General features: G+C 69.2%; 16 protein-coding genes and 1 tRNA gene. 8 read left to right on the top strand and 9 right to left on the bottom strand.

The window, feature by feature from the left end; all coding sequences use genetic code 11:
* The first annotated feature begins 1 nt into the window (after position 1).
* Positions 2-970 (top strand): DMT family transporter, encoded by a 969-nt coding sequence (locus E3O54_RS04525; protein ID WP_104100743.1) that lies wholly within the window; start codon positions 2-4, stop codon positions 968-970.
* Between the two features lie 194 nt (positions 971-1164).
* On the opposite strand, the gene E3O54_RS04530 is transcribed toward E3O54_RS04525, so the two are convergent.
* On the bottom strand, positions 1165-2091 hold the full coding sequence (locus E3O54_RS04530; protein WP_134401018.1) for an ornithine cyclodeaminase family protein: 927 nt from the start codon (positions 2089-2091) through the stop codon (positions 1165-1167).
* A 420-nt stretch (positions 2092-2511) separates the two neighbouring features.
* On the opposite strand from E3O54_RS04530, the gene E3O54_RS04535 reads away from it, so the two are divergent.
* Entirely contained in the window at positions 2512-3498 is a 987-nt protein-coding gene (locus E3O54_RS04535; protein WP_134401019.1) for a carbohydrate kinase family protein, read from the top strand.
* Positions 3499-3513: 15 nt separating this feature from the next.
* Here the strand turns inward: E3O54_RS04535 and arsM are convergent, their stop codons facing one another.
* The 4 genes from arsM to E3O54_RS04555 all read right to left on the bottom strand — a co-directional run bounded on the left by arsM (position 3514) and on the right by E3O54_RS04555 (position 6401).
* Complete coding sequence (gene arsM, locus E3O54_RS04540; RefSeq protein WP_104100746.1) at positions 3514-4302, bottom strand: arsenite methyltransferase; 789 nt, start codon at positions 4300-4302, stop codon at positions 3514-3516.
* Positions 4303-4476: 174 nt separating this feature from the next.
* Positions 4477-5229, bottom strand: coding sequence for an SGNH/GDSL hydrolase family protein (locus E3O54_RS04545; RefSeq protein ID WP_104100747.1), 753 nt, complete (start codon positions 5227-5229; stop codon positions 4477-4479).
* Between the two features lie 49 nt (positions 5230-5278).
* The gene (locus E3O54_RS04550; protein ID WP_104100748.1) at positions 5279-5887 is read right to left on the bottom strand and encodes a HEAT repeat domain-containing protein; all 609 of its coding nucleotides are present in this window, start codon (positions 5885-5887) and stop codon (positions 5279-5281) included.
* A gap of 49 nt (positions 5888-5936) precedes the next feature.
* A complete protein-coding gene (locus E3O54_RS04555) occupies positions 5937-6401 on the bottom strand; it encodes a GNAT family N-acetyltransferase (protein ID WP_158250258.1) in 465 nt (154 codons plus the stop codon).
* Between the two features lie 55 nt (positions 6402-6456).
* Here E3O54_RS04555 and E3O54_RS04560 point away from each other — a divergent pair, with 55 nt between their 5' ends.
* From E3O54_RS04560 to E3O54_RS04570, 3 genes are read left to right on the top strand one after another with little or no spacing between them, the layout of a single operon-like run.
* Positions 6457-6903: a MaoC family dehydratase N-terminal domain-containing protein gene (locus E3O54_RS04560; protein WP_104100749.1), complete on the top strand. Its 447-nt coding sequence runs from the start codon at positions 6457-6459 to the stop codon at positions 6901-6903.
* Positions 6900-7334 carry a MaoC/PaaZ C-terminal domain-containing protein gene (locus E3O54_RS04565; protein WP_104100750.1) on the top strand — a complete coding sequence of 145 codons (435 nt, stop codon included), beginning with the start codon at positions 6900-6902 and terminating at the stop codon, positions 7332-7334. Before E3O54_RS04560 ends, E3O54_RS04565 begins: the two co-directional genes overlap by 4 nt.
* Positions 7335-7347: 13 nt before the next feature.
* Complete coding sequence (locus E3O54_RS04570; RefSeq protein ID WP_104100751.1) at positions 7348-8526, top strand: UDP-N-acetylmuramate dehydrogenase; 1179 nt, start codon at positions 7348-7350, stop codon at positions 8524-8526.
* A 65-nt stretch (positions 8527-8591) separates the two neighbouring features.
* Here E3O54_RS04570 and E3O54_RS04575 read toward each other — a convergent pair whose 3' ends face one another.
* From E3O54_RS04575 to E3O54_RS04590, 4 genes are all read right to left on the bottom strand, one after another.
* A complete protein-coding gene (locus E3O54_RS04575; RefSeq protein ID WP_104100752.1) occupies positions 8592-9164 on the bottom strand; it encodes a hypothetical protein in 573 nt (190 codons plus the stop codon).
* A complete protein-coding gene (locus tag E3O54_RS04580) occupies positions 9164-10495 on the bottom strand; it encodes a PspC domain-containing protein (RefSeq protein WP_104100753.1) in 1332 nt (443 codons plus the stop codon). The genes E3O54_RS04575 and E3O54_RS04580 overlap by 1 nt, the downstream gene beginning before the upstream one ends.
* A gap of 404 nt (positions 10496-10899) precedes the next feature.
* A complete protein-coding gene (locus tag E3O54_RS04585) occupies positions 10900-11349 on the bottom strand; it encodes an ABC transporter permease (protein WP_134401020.1) in 450 nt (149 codons plus the stop codon).
* Positions 11350-11386: 37 nt separating this feature from the next.
* Complete coding sequence (locus E3O54_RS04590; RefSeq protein WP_134401021.1) at positions 11387-12589, bottom strand: pyridoxal phosphate-dependent aminotransferase; 1203 nt, start codon at positions 12587-12589, stop codon at positions 11387-11389.
* 171 nt (positions 12590-12760) lie between these two features.
* On the opposite strand from E3O54_RS04590, the gene E3O54_RS04595 reads away from it, so the two are divergent.
* The 3 genes from E3O54_RS04595 to nusG all read left to right on the top strand — a co-directional run bounded on the left by E3O54_RS04595 (position 12761) and on the right by nusG (position 14269).
* Positions 12761-12833: transfer RNA gene (locus tag E3O54_RS04595), tRNA-Trp, on the top strand.
* A gap of 42 nt (positions 12834-12875) precedes the next feature.
* The gene (gene secE / locus E3O54_RS04600) at positions 12876-13151 is read left to right on the top strand and encodes a preprotein translocase subunit SecE (RefSeq protein WP_104100756.1); all 276 of its coding nucleotides are present in this window, start codon (positions 12876-12878) and stop codon (positions 13149-13151) included.
* A gap of 134 nt (positions 13152-13285) precedes the next feature.
* Complete coding sequence (gene nusG, locus E3O54_RS04605) at positions 13286-14269, top strand: transcription termination/antitermination protein NusG (RefSeq protein ID WP_134401022.1); 984 nt, start codon at positions 13286-13288, stop codon at positions 14267-14269.
* Positions 14270-14294 lie beyond the last annotated feature (25 nt).

Here is a 14294-nt window from a genome sequence, read left to right on the forward strand (position 1 = left end):
CATGACCTTCCTCCCGCGGCTCGGACGTTACCGCATCGACGCCGTCCTGCTGCTTGTCGCGCTGGTCTGGGGTGGCAGCTACCTCGCCGCCAAGGTGCTGACCGAGCAGGCGAGTGTGGGCGCCGTGCTCGCGCTGCGCTTTCTGGTGGCTGCGCTGGCGCTGCTGCTGATCTGGGCGTTGAGCCGGCCTCGGCGGCCGACCCGCGCCGAGCTGGCCGGGGGCGCGCTGCTCGGGCTCACCCAGGCGGCGATTCTCTGGTTGGAGACGGCCGGCGTGGCCGTGACCTCGGCCACCAACGCGGGCCTGATCATCAGCTTGACGATCATCCTCACCCCGATCCTCGAGTCGGTCGCGGCGCGCAACTGGCTACCGCGTTCGTTCTTCGTGGCTGCGGTGCTCGCGGTCGTCGGGGTAGCGCTGCTCGTTTCCGGCAATGGTTTTCGCGCCCCGAACCCTGGCGACCTGCTCATGCTCGCCGCAGCGCTCGTGCGCGCCCTGCACGTCACCATGGTCGGCCGGGTGACCCGCGCCGACGACGCCGGCCGCCGGCCCGGGACGCTCACGATCACGCTGGTGCAGGCCGCCGTGGGTGCCCTGGCGTTCACCGCAGCGGATGCGCCGGGAACACTTCGGGCGATCGGCGCCTTCGGTCCGGCCGCCTGGCTCGGGGTGCTCTACCTCGGTCTGGCCTGCAGCGTGTTCGCGTTCCTGGCCCAGACCTGGGCGATCCGGCACACCTCGGCCGCGCGGGCCAGCCTGCTGATGGGCACCGAACCGGTCTGGGCGGTGGTCGTGGGGGTGAGCCTCGGCAGTGAGAACCTCGGCCTGGTGGCGGTGCTCGGGGCAGGCCTGATCATCGCGGGCACCTCGTGGGGACAGCGGGTGGAGCAGGGGCACCGACTACGGGCGGCGGCCGACGTGCTCGCGGTGCCGGCCCGGTCACATCCGTCGCCCGCGGCCATCGGCTGAAGCCGGGTTCGGCTGCAGCTCAGCGAGCGCGCGCGCTCGCCTGCATTAAATCCAGCCCGAACGAATTCGACGGAGATTTTGTCTGAGACGGTCTCAAACCCTCTGAAACAGCGCCTTGATGAGAAAATCTCCGTCGAATTGGTTCGACGCTACACACGGCGCTCCGTGATGAACGGCGTACACGCGCGGTGGGATTACGGGCGGAAGACGGCCTGGGCGACCACCAGGTCCTGCCAGGACATGCCGGAGCTCGTGAAGACGCGGGGACGCGACTGGTCGACGGCGACCGTGCCGGTCAGGATGTCCCGCATCGGCACCAGGGAATCGGCCTGGATCACGCCCTCCCGGAGCGGGATCAGCACGTCGCCGCCCTCCCGCAGCGCGACCTGGCTGTCTTCGACGACGACCTGCGCGCGTCCGATCAGCTCGCTGGAAAGCTCACGGGCGTCGGGCTCGTGCGACCCGACCGCCACCGTGCAGGAGTTCCGCGGCACTAGGGACCCGTCGAACAGCGGGGTGCGGGCGGTGGTGGCGCAGACGATGAGCTGAGCGTCGGCCACGGCGCCGGGGGTGCCGGTCTGCGCGGGCAGCCCGCCCGCCCGCACCTGCTCGGCCAGTGCCTCGGCGCGGCCCGGGTGCCGGCCGACCACGGTGACCCGACCGACCCGGCGGATGGCGCGCATCGCCTCGACATGCCCGCGCGCCTGGGGTCCCGCGCCGAACACCACGAGGTGCTCCACCTCGGCGGGCGCGAGCAGGTCGGCGACGGCCGCCGACACCGCCGGGGTGCGCAGGGTCGTCAGTGCGATGCCGTCGAGCAGGGCGACCGGGCTGAGCGTGACAGCATCCATCAGCAGGTAGACGCCCTGGATGCGTGACCGGCCGAGCTGCGGGTTGCCCGGCGCGACGGTGGCGATCTTGACGCCCACGAACTCCGCGGACTGCGACGGCATGAGCAGCAGCTGGCCCCGGTCGAGGGGCAGGATGCTGCGGCTGAAATCAAGCCCCGGGTCGAGCCCAGCCCGCACGGCGACCTGCAGGGCGCGCGCCGCGGCGCCGACGCCGACGCGGGCGAAGATCTCGTCGGCGGAGATCCACGAGGTGGGTGCATCGGAAGCCATGCTCCGACTTTACGTGTCGGAGTGTGGGGGCAGGTCACCCCGATGATGTCCTGCCCCCGACGAGGGGTGCTTCGCTCCGGTCTCATACGGACCCTGCAATCAGGGACTAAGGACCGGTGTTCGGGGAGCCACCCTGCCTGTGTTGAAGCGTACGACGATGCCGCGCCCGGCGGAAGGGTCTGGACAAACGCGGCCGCATTTGGTTTCGCGGGCTGACTCGGGGTGACGCGGGGTGACACAGGCCGGCTCGGGCTAGCGCCCCGAACGAATTCGACGGAGATTTTGCCAGAGTTGCTCCTCAACGCGCCTAAAAAGCAGTTCTGCACGAGAATCTCCGTCGAATTGGTTCAATATCGATGAGGACTCACTCACCTAGGCTTGGTGCGACAGGGTTGTTGGCAGGGGCAAGGGAGAGTGCGAATGACTGAGCAGAACCTGACTGAGCAGAACCTGACTGAGCAGAGCCTGACTGAGCAGAGCCTGACTGAGCAGAGCCTGACTGAGCAGAACCTGACTGAGCAGAACCGGGTGGTCGTGGTCGGCGACGCACTCATCGACGAGATGCTGAGCCCGGGGTCCCGCCTGGAGTTCCCCGGCGGCGCCGCCCTCAACGTGGCCGTCGGCCTGGCCGTGCTCGGTGTGCCGACCACCCTGATCGCCATGGTCGGCGACGACGCCGACGGTGCCCGGCTGCGCGAGTTCCTCGCCGCGCACGACGTGACGTTGGTCGCCACACCCGGGCCGTTTGGCAGCTCCCGCGCTACCTCCGACCGCACCGACGGCGAGCCCACCTACGCCTTCAACGAGGCCGCACGGAAGCGCCGCATCGAGTTCGGCCCGGCCGAGCGCGCAGCCCTGGACACCGCCCGCCTCGTGGTCGTGAGCTGCTTCCCTTTCGATGACACGGCCCAGACGGATGCCTTCATCGCCGCGGTCGCGGAGCCGGAACGCCGCCTCGTGATCGACCCGAATCCGCGTTCGGGCATGCTCGCCGACGGCGACCTGTTCGTGGCGAACTTCGAACGAATCGCTGCCCGGAGCCTCCTCACGAAGGTGGGGGACGAGGACGCCGAGCTGCTCTACCGCAGCACCCTCGAAGAGTTGCGGGAGCGGCTGCTGGCTGCCGGCACGCAGACGGTGCTGGCCACGGCCGGGCGCGCGGGGGCATCCGTTGCCTGCGGCGCCGATCTGCGGGTCAGCGAGCCGATCGCCTTGCTTCCCGGCGCCGTCGTCGACACCATGGGCGCGGGCGACGCCACCCTCGCCGGGGCCGTGCAGACCATGCTGACGAGGGGCGTGCCCACGGATGCTGCGGGCTGGCAGGCCCTGCTGGCCGACGCCATGCTGATCGCGGCCGCCACCTGCCGCCGGGAGGGTGCCCTGCTGCGCGTACCCACCGCGGGTTAGGCGTCGCTGGCCGGTCTAGGCGGCGCCGGCCGGCTTGACCGCCCGCACAATGGCGCCGTGCATCCCGTCGGTCACCTCGTGGGTCAGGGTGACGCCCACCTGCTCGAAGCCCGCGGCGGCGAGCAGGGACTTGTACTCCGTGATCGAGAGCGCGCCGGCGATGCAGCCCACGTGGGAGCCGCGCTCGGCCCGCTGGGCGGGAGCGAGGTGGTTCTCGGCCACGACGTCGGACACTCCGACGCGGCCGCCGGGCCGCAGCACGCGAAACATCTCGCCGATCACGGCGGGTTTGTCCGTCGACAGGTTGATCACGCAGTTGGAGATGACGACGTCGACGCTGCCGGAGCCTAGTGGGATCTCCTCGATCGTGCCTTTCAGGAACTGGACGTTCTGCGCCTGGGCTGCGGCCGCATTATGCCGGGCAAGGTCGAGCATCTCGTCGGTCATGTCGAGGCCGTAGGCGAACCCGGTGGGGCCGACCCGGCGGGCGGAGAGGAGCACGTCGATGCCTCCGCCCGAGCCGAGGTCGAGCACGGTTTCGCCGGCCTGCAGGTCTGCGACCGCCGCGGGGTTGCCGCAGCCGAGGCTCGCCAGCAGGGCCGCGCCCGGGAGGTCCGCGGTCGACGCGTCGTCGTAGAGCGCGGAGCCGAAAACCAGGCTCTCGTCGATGGCGGCCGGTTCGCAGCAGCCGGCGGCAGGCGTCTCGGTGAGCAGCGACCGACGCCCCTCATTCGTAACCGAGACGGCCACGCTCGCGTAGCGGGCCCGCACCTCTTCGCGCACCGGGTTACTATTCTCGCTCATGGCGTTCTCCCTCGACTGGGACCTACATACATTGATGACTATCGATGCAATCTACCGCCGAAAATCGATCGCCGTCAATCCACGCGCGTGAGGGGACGCAAATCGACTCTCCCGGGCCGGATGCGGGCCCGACGCGGCAGCCTGGTCGCGGCGCGGGCGCCCCTTCCGGAAAGATCAGCCGACATCGACCGGCTCCAGGGTGGGCCGCTTGGGCGGGCGGCCGTCTCCGGAGGAGCGTCCGGTGAGCCGGCGTCCGATCCACGGCAGCACGAACTCGCGGTAATACGCGGTCGTGCTCTGCACCTGCTCGTCGGCCGCGGCGGGCGCATCCAGCCACTCCACCGGAACCGGCACCCCCAGCTCGGCCAGCACGTTTGTGGCCACCCGGGTGTGCCCGAGCGCGTTGAGGTGCAGTTTGTCGACCGACCAGAACCGCTTGTGCTCCAGCTCGGAGTCGGCCCAATTGTCGACGAGCGTGACGCCCGGCCGGTCGAAGGCGGCGCGCGCGGCATCCGCCAGCTGATCGCCACGCCGGCGCATCAGGTTGCCGAGCGGCAGGTGGTGCGAGGGATTGCCGCCGCTGAGCACCAGCACGTGCACGCCCTGCGTCTCGGCCCGGTCGACGACCTTCCGCATCAGGTCGACCACATAGGGGATCTCGACCCGCGGCCGCATCACGTCGTTGCCGCCGCCGCAGATGCTGAGCAGGTCGGGGCCGAGCGCGAGCGCGGACTCCAGCTGCTCCGCCACGATCGGGCCGAGCAGCCGACCGCGCACGGCGAGGTTGGCGTAGGAGACGGGGTGGGTGGATGCCGCGGCGAGCCCGAGCGCGACCAGGTCGGCCCAGCCGCGCACCTGGCCGCCCGGCAGGTCGTCACCGACGCCTTCGGTGAAACTGTCGCCCATGGCCACAAAGCGATGGAACATCCGGACCCCCCGTCTCGGTACTGCGTGTGTGTCCCGGTTCCGGGCTCGGCTACGCGCTCGGGTGGGTGTGCCGGGTTCCGTGGGTCTGCTCGGTGCCCTGGCCCTGCTCGACCGCAAGGTTCCACCGTGCGTTGAGCACGTCGCGGGCCTGCTGGGCCGCGCGGCGCACCTCTTTGTCGGGGTCGCGCAGACGCTGCACGATGGTGGCGAGGTGGTCGGCGGTGCCCTGGGCGGCCAGCGCGTGCAGGGCCGCGGCGCGCACGCGCGGAACCTCGTCGGTGGTCAGGCGCACCAGCTTGGGCGCCACCTCGAGGCCGCGCAGCAGGACGACCTTGGCGCACATCTCGCGCACCCGCCAAGCCTGGTTGTTCATGCCGACGACGATGTACGGTGCCGCCGAATCGCCCCAGACGTAGAGCAGCGCACGGGCACCCCACAGCTCGGGCCAGTAGAGGGCGGGGGCACCTTCGAGGATGCCCAGGGCGTGGCGTCCGCCGGCGTAGAGCAGGAAGTCCTTGCCGGCGTTCTTGGCGCGGAGTAGCGCGACGGAATTGTCGATGACGGCCTGTTCGCCATAATGCGCGACGGCCGCATGGATGCGTTCGGCCGTGGGCAGGTCGATGGGAAGGTCGGGATGTGGCTCTAATTTGTTAGGCATGACGTGTCTACGCTAGCAAGCGGGCGTGTCGCAGGCCAATGCCGGACTGTCAGGCGGGGCGTTCCGGGGAGGCAAACGTGCGCTCGAACCCGGTCGCGTTCTCGTAGATCCCGTAATTGCCGATCTCCCGGTAGCCGAGGCGCCGGTACAGCGCGAGCGCCTCCGGCTGCGCGTGGCCCGTCTCCAGGCGCAGGTGCCGGTAGCCGAATTGCTGCGCCACCTCCTCGAGGGCGGCGAGCAGGGCCACGGCGTGGCCCTGCCGGCGGTAGGCCGGGTTGGTCCACATCCGTTTCACCTCGCCGGTCGTCTCGCTCAGGCGACGGATGCCGCCACCCGCCACCGTCACGCCCCCATCGAGCAGCACGAGGAAGGTGCCGCTCGGCGGGGCGAAGGCATCCGCCGGCACGTCGTGCACCGAGTCGCCGTCGCCGTAGCGCTCGTCATACTCCCGCGCCAGGTCGGCCAGGAGCGGGACCACCTCAGGGTCACCCAGACGCACGCGCTTGATCTTCACACCAGCCAGTCTGCCCGATGGCGCCGTCCCCGGCCGAGGCCGGTAAACTCGGCCTGTGTCTGTCAACCCCGAACTGCAGGGCCGGGTCTTCCCGCCCGTCGCCCCCTATCTCGTCGGCCGGGAGAAGGTGCGCGAGTTCTCCCGCGCGGTCTTTGCCACGAGTCCGATCAACCTCGACCCGGAGGCCGCGCGCGCCGCGGGCTACGCCGACGTCGTCGCCCCGCCCACATTCGCCGTGGTCGTTCAGGAGGCCACCCTGGCGCAGCTTCTGGCCGTCCCGGATGCCGGCATCGACTTCACCCGCGTCGTGCACGGAGACCAGCGGTTCACGTTCAGCCGCCCGATCGTGGCCGGTGACGAACTCACCGCCACGCTCCACGTGGCCGGCGTAAAGAGCCTCGGCGGCCACTCCATGGTGACGGCCGTGTCAACCATCGTCGACGCCGCCGGCGCGCACGTCGTGACCGCGACCTCCACCCTTGTCGTCAGGGGAGACGAATGACCATCATCGCTACGCCCCGCCTCGCTGACCTGACCGTCGGAGACGTCGTCGCCGAGGGCACGTTCCCGCTCACGCGCGACTCCCTCGTGCACTACGCCGGGGCATCCGGAGACTTCAACCCCATCCACTACCGCGACGACGTGGCCGTGTCCGTGGGACTGCCCGGCGTGCTCGCGCACGGCATGCTCACCATGGGCTTCGCCGTTCAGCCGGTCGTCGCCTGGGTCGGCGACCCCGGCCGCATCGTGGACTATCAGGTGCGGTTCACCCGCCCCGTGCTCGTGCCGGCCGACGGCGCGGCGGTCGTGACCGTGGTCGCCAAGGTCGGCGCCATCGACACGGATGCCGGCGTCGCCCGCATCGACCTCATCGTGTCGTCGGGCGAGGTGACTGTGCTGGGCAAGGCGCAGGCACGCGTGCGCCTGGTCTGAGTGGTCGTTCCCGATGACGAGCCCCGCTGCCTCCGCGCCGACCTTTGCCGACCTGACCACCATGGGCGTCGGCGGCCCTGCCGCCCGGATGGTGTCGCCCGCCACCGAGCAGGACCTTGTCGACCAGACCCTGATCGTGTGGGCCTCGGGCGATGAGTGGCTGCTGCTCGGCGGCGGATCGAACACGATCGTGGCCGACGAGGGCTTCGACGGTACGGTGATCCGGGTGCTGACCCGCGGGGTGGACGTTGTCTCGGCTTCCTCTCCCGCGTCCCCTTCGCCGTCTGATCACCCGGACCGGCTGGTGCTGCGAGTGCAGGCTGGCGAGCCCTGGGACGAGCTGGTGGCCTACACCGTGGCGCAGGGCTGGTCCGGTATCGAGGCACTCTCCGGCATCCCCGGTTCGACCGGGGCCTCCCCGGTGCAGAACATCGGCGCCTACGGCCAGGAACTCGGCAACAGCCTGGCTGCCATCGACTTCCTCGACTACGACAGTGGCGAACGGCGACGGATGGAGGCTGGCGAGCTCGAACTGGGCTACCGCACCTCGGCTCTGAAACAGGGGCTCCGCGGTCTGGTGATCGCGGTCGAATTGAACCTGCACGACACGCAGAGCGAGGCATCCGTTCTCGGCGGCGCGCTCAGCCGGCCGGTGTCCTACCCGCAGCTTGCGACCGCACTCGGCGTGCAGCTGGGCGATCGGGTGCCGCTCGCGCAGCTGCGGGGCGCCGTCCTGGCCCTGCGCGCGGGGAAGGGCATGGTGCTCGACCCGAATGACGCTGATACCCGCAGCGCCGGCTCCTTCTTCACCAATCCGATCGTGTCGCTGGCGTTTTCGCGCACATTGCCGGACGCCGTGCCCCGCTGGCCGCTCGGCGAGCAGGAACTGCCCGACCGGGTGATCCCGCTCGACGAGTATGCCGGCGTCGGACCGATCCCCGGGGAGCGGTCCGTGCCGCTCGTGAAGCTGAGCGCCGCCTGGCTGATCGAGCACTCCGGGATCTCGCGCGGCTTCCGGCTGCCGGGCTCCCGCGCCGCGATCTCCAGCAAGCACACCCTTGCGCTGACCAACACTGGCGGGGCCACCGCCGACGAGATCGCGCAGCTCGCCCGGCTGGTGGAGGCTCGCGTGCAGTCCGAGTTCGGCGTGATCCTGCAGCCCGAGCCCGTGCTCGTCGGCCTCGACGCCTAGCGCGGCCCGCGCCGCTCTCGCGGGCCTGAAGCCGTCAAACCGGGGTGTGAGCGCGGGCGGGGGCGTCAGCCGGCGCGGCGGAGCGCGGCGATGATGCCGACCACGATTAGCAGGAGTCCGATCACAATCACGCCGCCGAGCAGCCAGAGCGTGGGATCGGCGGGAGCAGGTACCAGCACCCCGAGCAGCACGTAGCCGGCCAGGGCGAGCAGGATCACTCCCCAGACGATCGTGCTGAACAGCGGGCGGCGGAGAAGTCGCATGGATGCCTCGGGGTACGCCGGTTCGGCGGCGGCGGCGGTCGGGGCCGCGGCGCGGGCCGTCGGCACCGGCGCGACCGGAAACGGCGGGTCCGAGGCGAGAAACGCCTGTGCCGTCGCTGGCGGCTCGACGGAGGGCTCCATCGCGTAGTCAGGGATGGGGCTCGGACAGGCGACCGTGTGAGCCGGGGCTGCACGGGTGGTCTCAACCTCCACCTCGTGACCGCTCTCCCCATGGCCCTCGGGCTCGGCGGGCGCGGGGTCAGGTGCTGCCGTCACGGACGTGACGGCATCCGTGGGCTGATCGTCGAGCGGCCGGGCGAACGGCGGGTTCGGCGGCTCGTTCGGCGGCTGGTTCGGGTCGGGGGTCGTGGTCATCAGGGTTCCAGACGCGAGGGGCCGACGACAGTGACCTGGCCGAGCGCCGTCCAGACGCGGACGCGGGCCACGGTGCCGGTGCCGTCGTCGTTGAAGGTACGCGAGTCAGAGTAGAAGGCGCCGCCCTGCTGCACGGCGACCGAGCCGCCGACGTAGTCGATCCTGCCGGCCAGCGCATTCGTCTCCACCAGCACGGCCCGGCCGCGGGGCAGGATCAGCTCGGTGACGCCCACGCCCATCCAGATATCGATCGTGCGGTCCTCCACGCTCGCCGCGTTGAGGGCCGTGAGATCGATGGTGGCCCGGCCGGAGAGCACGGCATACCCCGGGGGAGCAGCGTCGGCATCGGCGCTGACCGTCCAGACCGGGATGCCGACCAGGAAGAACGCGGTGCCGCTCGGGAATAGGCCCAGCAGCACCAGGGCCACCGCCGCAAGGAAGGCGAACCCACCCAGGGCGCCGCTCTGCTTTCCGCGAATGCCCGACACGATGATGCCAACGGCCAGCACCCCCAGCGTGACGGCCAGGCCCAGCACCAGTGCGGCATCCGACCAGTTGCCGCCCGACCACACACCGGCGGCGACCGCGCCGCAGAGCAATGCCGACCCGAGCACGATCGCGCTGAAGCCGGCCCCGGGGCGAAGGTCGCGCCAGGAGCCGCGTCCGGGTGGTGGCGCGGCAGGGCCGCCGACGGTGACGGCGCCGCCGGCTGTGCCGGCTGTCCCGGAGCTGCCCGCTGCTTCGGCGGGCTGCATGGCCCCGAAAGCGACACCGGCCCCGATGCCTTCCGCGGCGGTGCTGTGCGGGTACCCGCCGGCCGGCGCCGTGGTGCGTCGGGCCAGGAAGAACACCAGCCAGATGAGCCCGATCGTCACCCCGACGCTCCAGCCCACCGCGAGTGTGGTCGCCAGCCAGTCGGGCAGCACGGCCGCCGGGCTCTGCCACCACAGGCTGCGCGTGTAGGAGGCAGAGCTGATGCCCACCAGCGCGATGATCCCGATCATGACGGGCGGAAAGACGCCGCGAACGGCCTGTTCGGCATGGATGCGACCGGTCGGGCCGGGCAGGAGAGCCCAGCCGACCGCGCACGTGAACAGAACCGGACCGCCGAGGACGCCCAGCGCGATGGTCACAACTCGCACCAGCGTGGGGTTCAGCCCAGCTCGCAGTGCGACTCCGCCGCAGACGCCGGCCAGCCAACGGTCGCTCCCGCGCACGATCCCCGTGGAACGGATTGCGGCGAAGAAGTCGTTGCTCCCGTCGGAGGGGGTGGGGGGAGTGCCGGGCCCCGCGGCCGACGGCGTCGTCTGGCTCTCGGGTGCGTCGGTCATGCTGCCAGTGTGCTCGCGGTGGCCCGAGCCGACAATGCCGGGTGTCGTTCGGTGAGTGAGCCCTGATGGCTGCGGGCGATGGGGGTTCGCGGCTCGGGGTTCCGAGGTCGTTGTTCTGGAGGCCGACGCAGGCGTGCAGTGGACCGCGACGCGGGATGGACGTGCGCTGCAAACGCCATGTCGGTCGAGTCTGGGCCCTGCCGCAACTCGTCCCGAACGAATTCGACGGAGATTTCACTCTGAACAGCGCGTTTGGGCTCAAAAATGGGTGTTTGGCCCAAAATCTCCGTCGAGTTGGTTCGAGGCCGGGCCCGGTGCTCATCCTGTGATGAACAGTGTCCACGCGGTGCGGTCAGCTCTGACCTTCCGTGAGCGACACAACAAGCCGTTCAGGAGTCACGCTCCTAGGTGTCCTTGCGGATCCAGCGAAACGTGACCCGGCTGAGCACCAGCCCCACCACCAGCCAGATGAGCAGGCTCAGCGCGATCAGCGGAAAGTCCCGGGAACCGCTCTGCTCAAGGTTCGCGAAGCTGTCGGGCAGGAACACTCCGCGCATGCCCTTCGCCATCCACTTCAGTGGGAATACGATGGCCGCGTTCTGCATCCAGTCGGGCAGCAGGTAGAACTGCAGATAGACGCCGGAGATGAACTGCAGGATCGGCACGATGGGGATGACCAGCGGCAGCGGAATGCCGACGATCAGGGCGGCGGTGTGATGACTGAGGAAGGCGCCGGGTGGTATCCGTCGCAGGATAGCGGTGCGGCGCTCGAGCGTGGACAGGGTGCCGGAGATTGTCCACAGCCCCGGCCGAGCGACAGGAAGGGGGGAGCAGAAGGGCCCCTGACCCCCCAAGCTGTCGGTTCACCGGCGAGCCGTTTGGCGCGCTGCGCTAGGCGAACAGTCGCTGGAGGCGCTGCACGCCCTCGAGCAGGGCCGCGTCGCCGAGCGCGTAGGAGAAGCGCAGGTAGCCGCTGGGGCCGAACGCCTCGCCGGGCACGACGGCCACCTCGGCCTGGTCCAGGATAAGATCGGCCAGCTCCAGGGAGGTGGTCGGGGTGACGCCGCCCCAGGTGCGTCCGAGCAGGCCGGTGACGTCGGGGTAGACGTAGAACGCCCCCTGCGGCGTCGGCGTGACGATGCCGGGGATCGTGTTCAGCTCGGCGACGATGACCTGTCGGCGACGGTCGAAGGCATCCCGCATGGCGATCGCGGCATCCTGAGGGCCGTTGAGTGCGGCGATCCCGGCGCGCTGGGAGATGTTCGACACGTTCGACGACAGGTGCGACTGCAGGTTGGCGGCGGCCTTAATCGCGTCCTGCGGGCCGACCATCCAGCCGAGCCGCCAGCCGGTCATCGCGTAGGTCTTGGCGACGCCGTTGACCAGGATGGTGCGGTCGGCCAGCGCGGGGACGGCCTCGACGATCGAGATCGCACGCACGCCGTCATACGTGAGGTTCTGGTAGATCTCGTCGCTGACGATCCAGAGGCCGTGTTCCTCGGCCCACTCGCCGATGGCCTTCGTCTGCTCGGGGGAGTAGACGGCTCCGGTGGGGTTGGACGGCGACACGAACAGCAGCACCTTGGTGCGCGGCGTGCGCGCCGCCTCGAGCTGCTCGACGGTGACGAGGTAGCTCTGGTCACTGCCGGCGAAGACGTCGACCTGCACGCCGCCGGCCAGCCGGATCGACTCCGGGTAGGTGGTCCAGTACGGCGTGGGCACGAGCACCTCATCGCCCGGGTCGAGCAGCGTGGCGAAAGCCTGGTAGACGGCCTGCTTGCCGCCGTTGGTGACGACCACCTGGCTGGGCGAGATCGCCAGGCCGCTGTCACGGAGCGTTTTGGCCGCAATGGCCTCGCGCAGGTCGGGCAGCCCGGCCGCCGGAGTGTACCGGTGGTTCTTCGGGTCGCGGACCGCCAGTAGGGCGGCTTCGACGATGTGCTCCGGGGTGGGGAAATCAGGCTCGCCCGCGGCGAAACTGATGACCGGCCGGCCGGCGGCCTGCAGGGCCTTCGCCTTGCCGTCCACCTTGAGGGTCGCGGACTCCGCAATGGAGCCGATTCGGGTAGAGATGCGCTTGGATTCGTGGGCCACGCTTCGAGCATACGGGGCTGCCTCGTTCTGCTGGGGCTGTCTCGGCTTTACAGTGGCCCCCGGGTGACCTAGACTCGACGAGGTAATTCAATTCTGCCAAGCTTTTTTGCGCCCGCTTGTCGGTTCGTTCCGGGGTCCGAGTGTCTCGAGGTAGTTTGAATTTCGTTCCATAGGGTGGTGGCTCAATTGGTAGAGCAGCGGTCTCCAAAACCGCAGGTTGCAGGTTCGAGTCCTGTCCGCCCTGCAAGTCGGTGGCATTCCGTCGGCACATGAAAGGTGTAATCAGGTGGCCCGAAAAGTTGTCGACGAACCCAGTGAGGAAATCGTCGCAAACGCGAAACTTGCGCTCGATTCCAAGCGCGGTCCTTTCGCTCGGATGTCCCTGTTCATCAAGCAGGTCATGGCGGAGCTCCGCAAGGTCGTCACCCCCACCCGCAAAGAACTCCTCAGCTACACGGGTGTGGTGCTGGTATTCGTTGTCATCATGATGGCCATCGTTTCCGCCTTCGACTGGATGTTCGCGCTCGCCGTCACGTACGTGTTCGGAACGCCGGGCGGGTAGGCAACTTCCGGTGCCGCATCCGCTCCCAGCGGTCGCAGCCACGCATCAATGAAGAAGAGTCACTGCAGAATTCAGGGCAAACGCTGTTTGGGTCACGGTTTCGTGCCCACGCAATAGAAAAGGATTGAAATTTAGTGACTGACACGAATCACGACGATGTCGACTGGGCCACCGCCGCCGAGCAGTCCTCCACCGAGGACGAGGCGCAGGAGGGCAACACCCTCGCCGCTGAAGAAGACTCCGTAGAGGCTGCCGAGCAGGTCGCCGTGCACGTGTTCGACCCGAGCATGGGCGTCGAAGTCAACCTCGACGCCGCGCTCGACGCGTTGGTCGAGCCCGCTGACCCCGACGCCGACGCTCTCGTCGACGAGGCCCTCGACATCGATTCCGACGACGAGGCCGAGGCCGCCGTCGAGGCCGTGGAAGACGAAGACGAAGTGGCAGTCGAGGCTGAAGAGGCAACGGATGTCGGTGCCGAGCCCGCCGAGGACGAGACCCCCGAAGACCCCTACGAAGAATTCCGCAAGGAACTGCGCTTCCAGCCCGGCAAGTGGTTCGTCATTCATTCCTATGCCGGCTTCGAACGCCGCGTGAAGTCGAACATCGAGAACCGCAAGCAGTCGATGGCCATGGAAGATTTCATCTACCAGGTCGAGGTTCCGATGGAAGACGTCGTCGAGATCAAGAACGGCCAGCGCAAGATGGTCACCCGGGTGCGCATCCCCGGCTACGTGCTCGTTCGCATGGACCTCAACGAAGACAGCTGGTCCGTGGTGCGTCACACGCCCGGCGTCACCGGATTCGTCGGCAACGCGCACAACCCCACGCCGCTTCGCTTCGAGGAAGCCTTCGGCATGCTGAAGAGCCTCGTCGAGATCCAAGACGTCCCCACCGCCAAGACCGGCGGACACGGCGGCAAGGTCCCTACCCGCGCCCTCCCGGCCGAGATCGACTACGAGATCGGCGAGACGATCACGATCAAGGAAGGCTCGTTCGCGGGCCTGCCCGGATCGATCAGCGAGATCAAGGCGGAAAGCGGCAAGCTCATCGTGCTGGTTTCCCTCTTCGAGCGCGAAACCCCGGTCGAGCTCAGCTTCGACCAGGTCACCAAGCTCTAAAGGGACTGAACACCCTCCCCACGGA

The organism is Cryobacterium sp. TMT2-4 (assembly GCF_004402575.1).
GTDB classification, from domain to species: Bacteria; Actinomycetota; Actinomycetes; order Actinomycetales; family Microbacteriaceae; genus Cryobacterium; species Cryobacterium sandaracinum.

Excerpts from the sequence above, each read along its gene's own strand:
- arsM (WP_104100746.1), bottom strand. The coding sequence starts at position 4,302 with ATGAGCGAGAATAGTAACCCGGTGCGCGAAGAGGTGCGGGCCCGCTAC.
- E3O54_RS04550 (WP_104100748.1), bottom strand. The coding sequence starts at position 5,887 with ATGCCTAACAAATTAGAGCCACATCCCGACCTTCCCATCGACCTGCCC.
- E3O54_RS04565 (WP_104100750.1), top strand. The coding sequence starts at position 6,900 with ATGACCATCATCGCTACGCCCCGCCTCGCTGACCTGACCGTCGGAGAC.
- E3O54_RS04525 (WP_104100743.1), top strand. The coding sequence starts at position 2 with ATGACCTTCCTCCCGCGGCTCGGACGTTACCGCATCGACGCCGTCCTG.
- E3O54_RS04530 (WP_134401018.1), bottom strand. The coding sequence starts at position 2,091 with ATGGCTTCCGATGCACCCACCTCGTGGATCTCCGCCGACGAGATCTTC.
- E3O54_RS04575 (WP_104100752.1), bottom strand. The coding sequence starts at position 9,164 with ATGACCACGACCCCCGACCCGAACCAGCCGCCGAACGAGCCGCCGAAC.
- E3O54_RS04570 (WP_104100751.1), top strand. The coding sequence starts at position 7,348 with ATGACGAGCCCCGCTGCCTCCGCGCCGACCTTTGCCGACCTGACCACC.
- E3O54_RS04580 (WP_104100753.1), bottom strand. The coding sequence starts at position 10,495 with ATGACCGACGCACCCGAGAGCCAGACGACGCCGTCGGCCGCGGGGCCC.
- E3O54_RS04545 (WP_104100747.1), bottom strand. The coding sequence starts at position 5,229 with ATGTTCCATCGCTTTGTGGCCATGGGCGACAGTTTCACCGAAGGCGTC.
- E3O54_RS04535 (WP_134401019.1), top strand. The coding sequence starts at position 2,512 with ATGACTGAGCAGAACCTGACTGAGCAGAACCTGACTGAGCAGAGCCTG.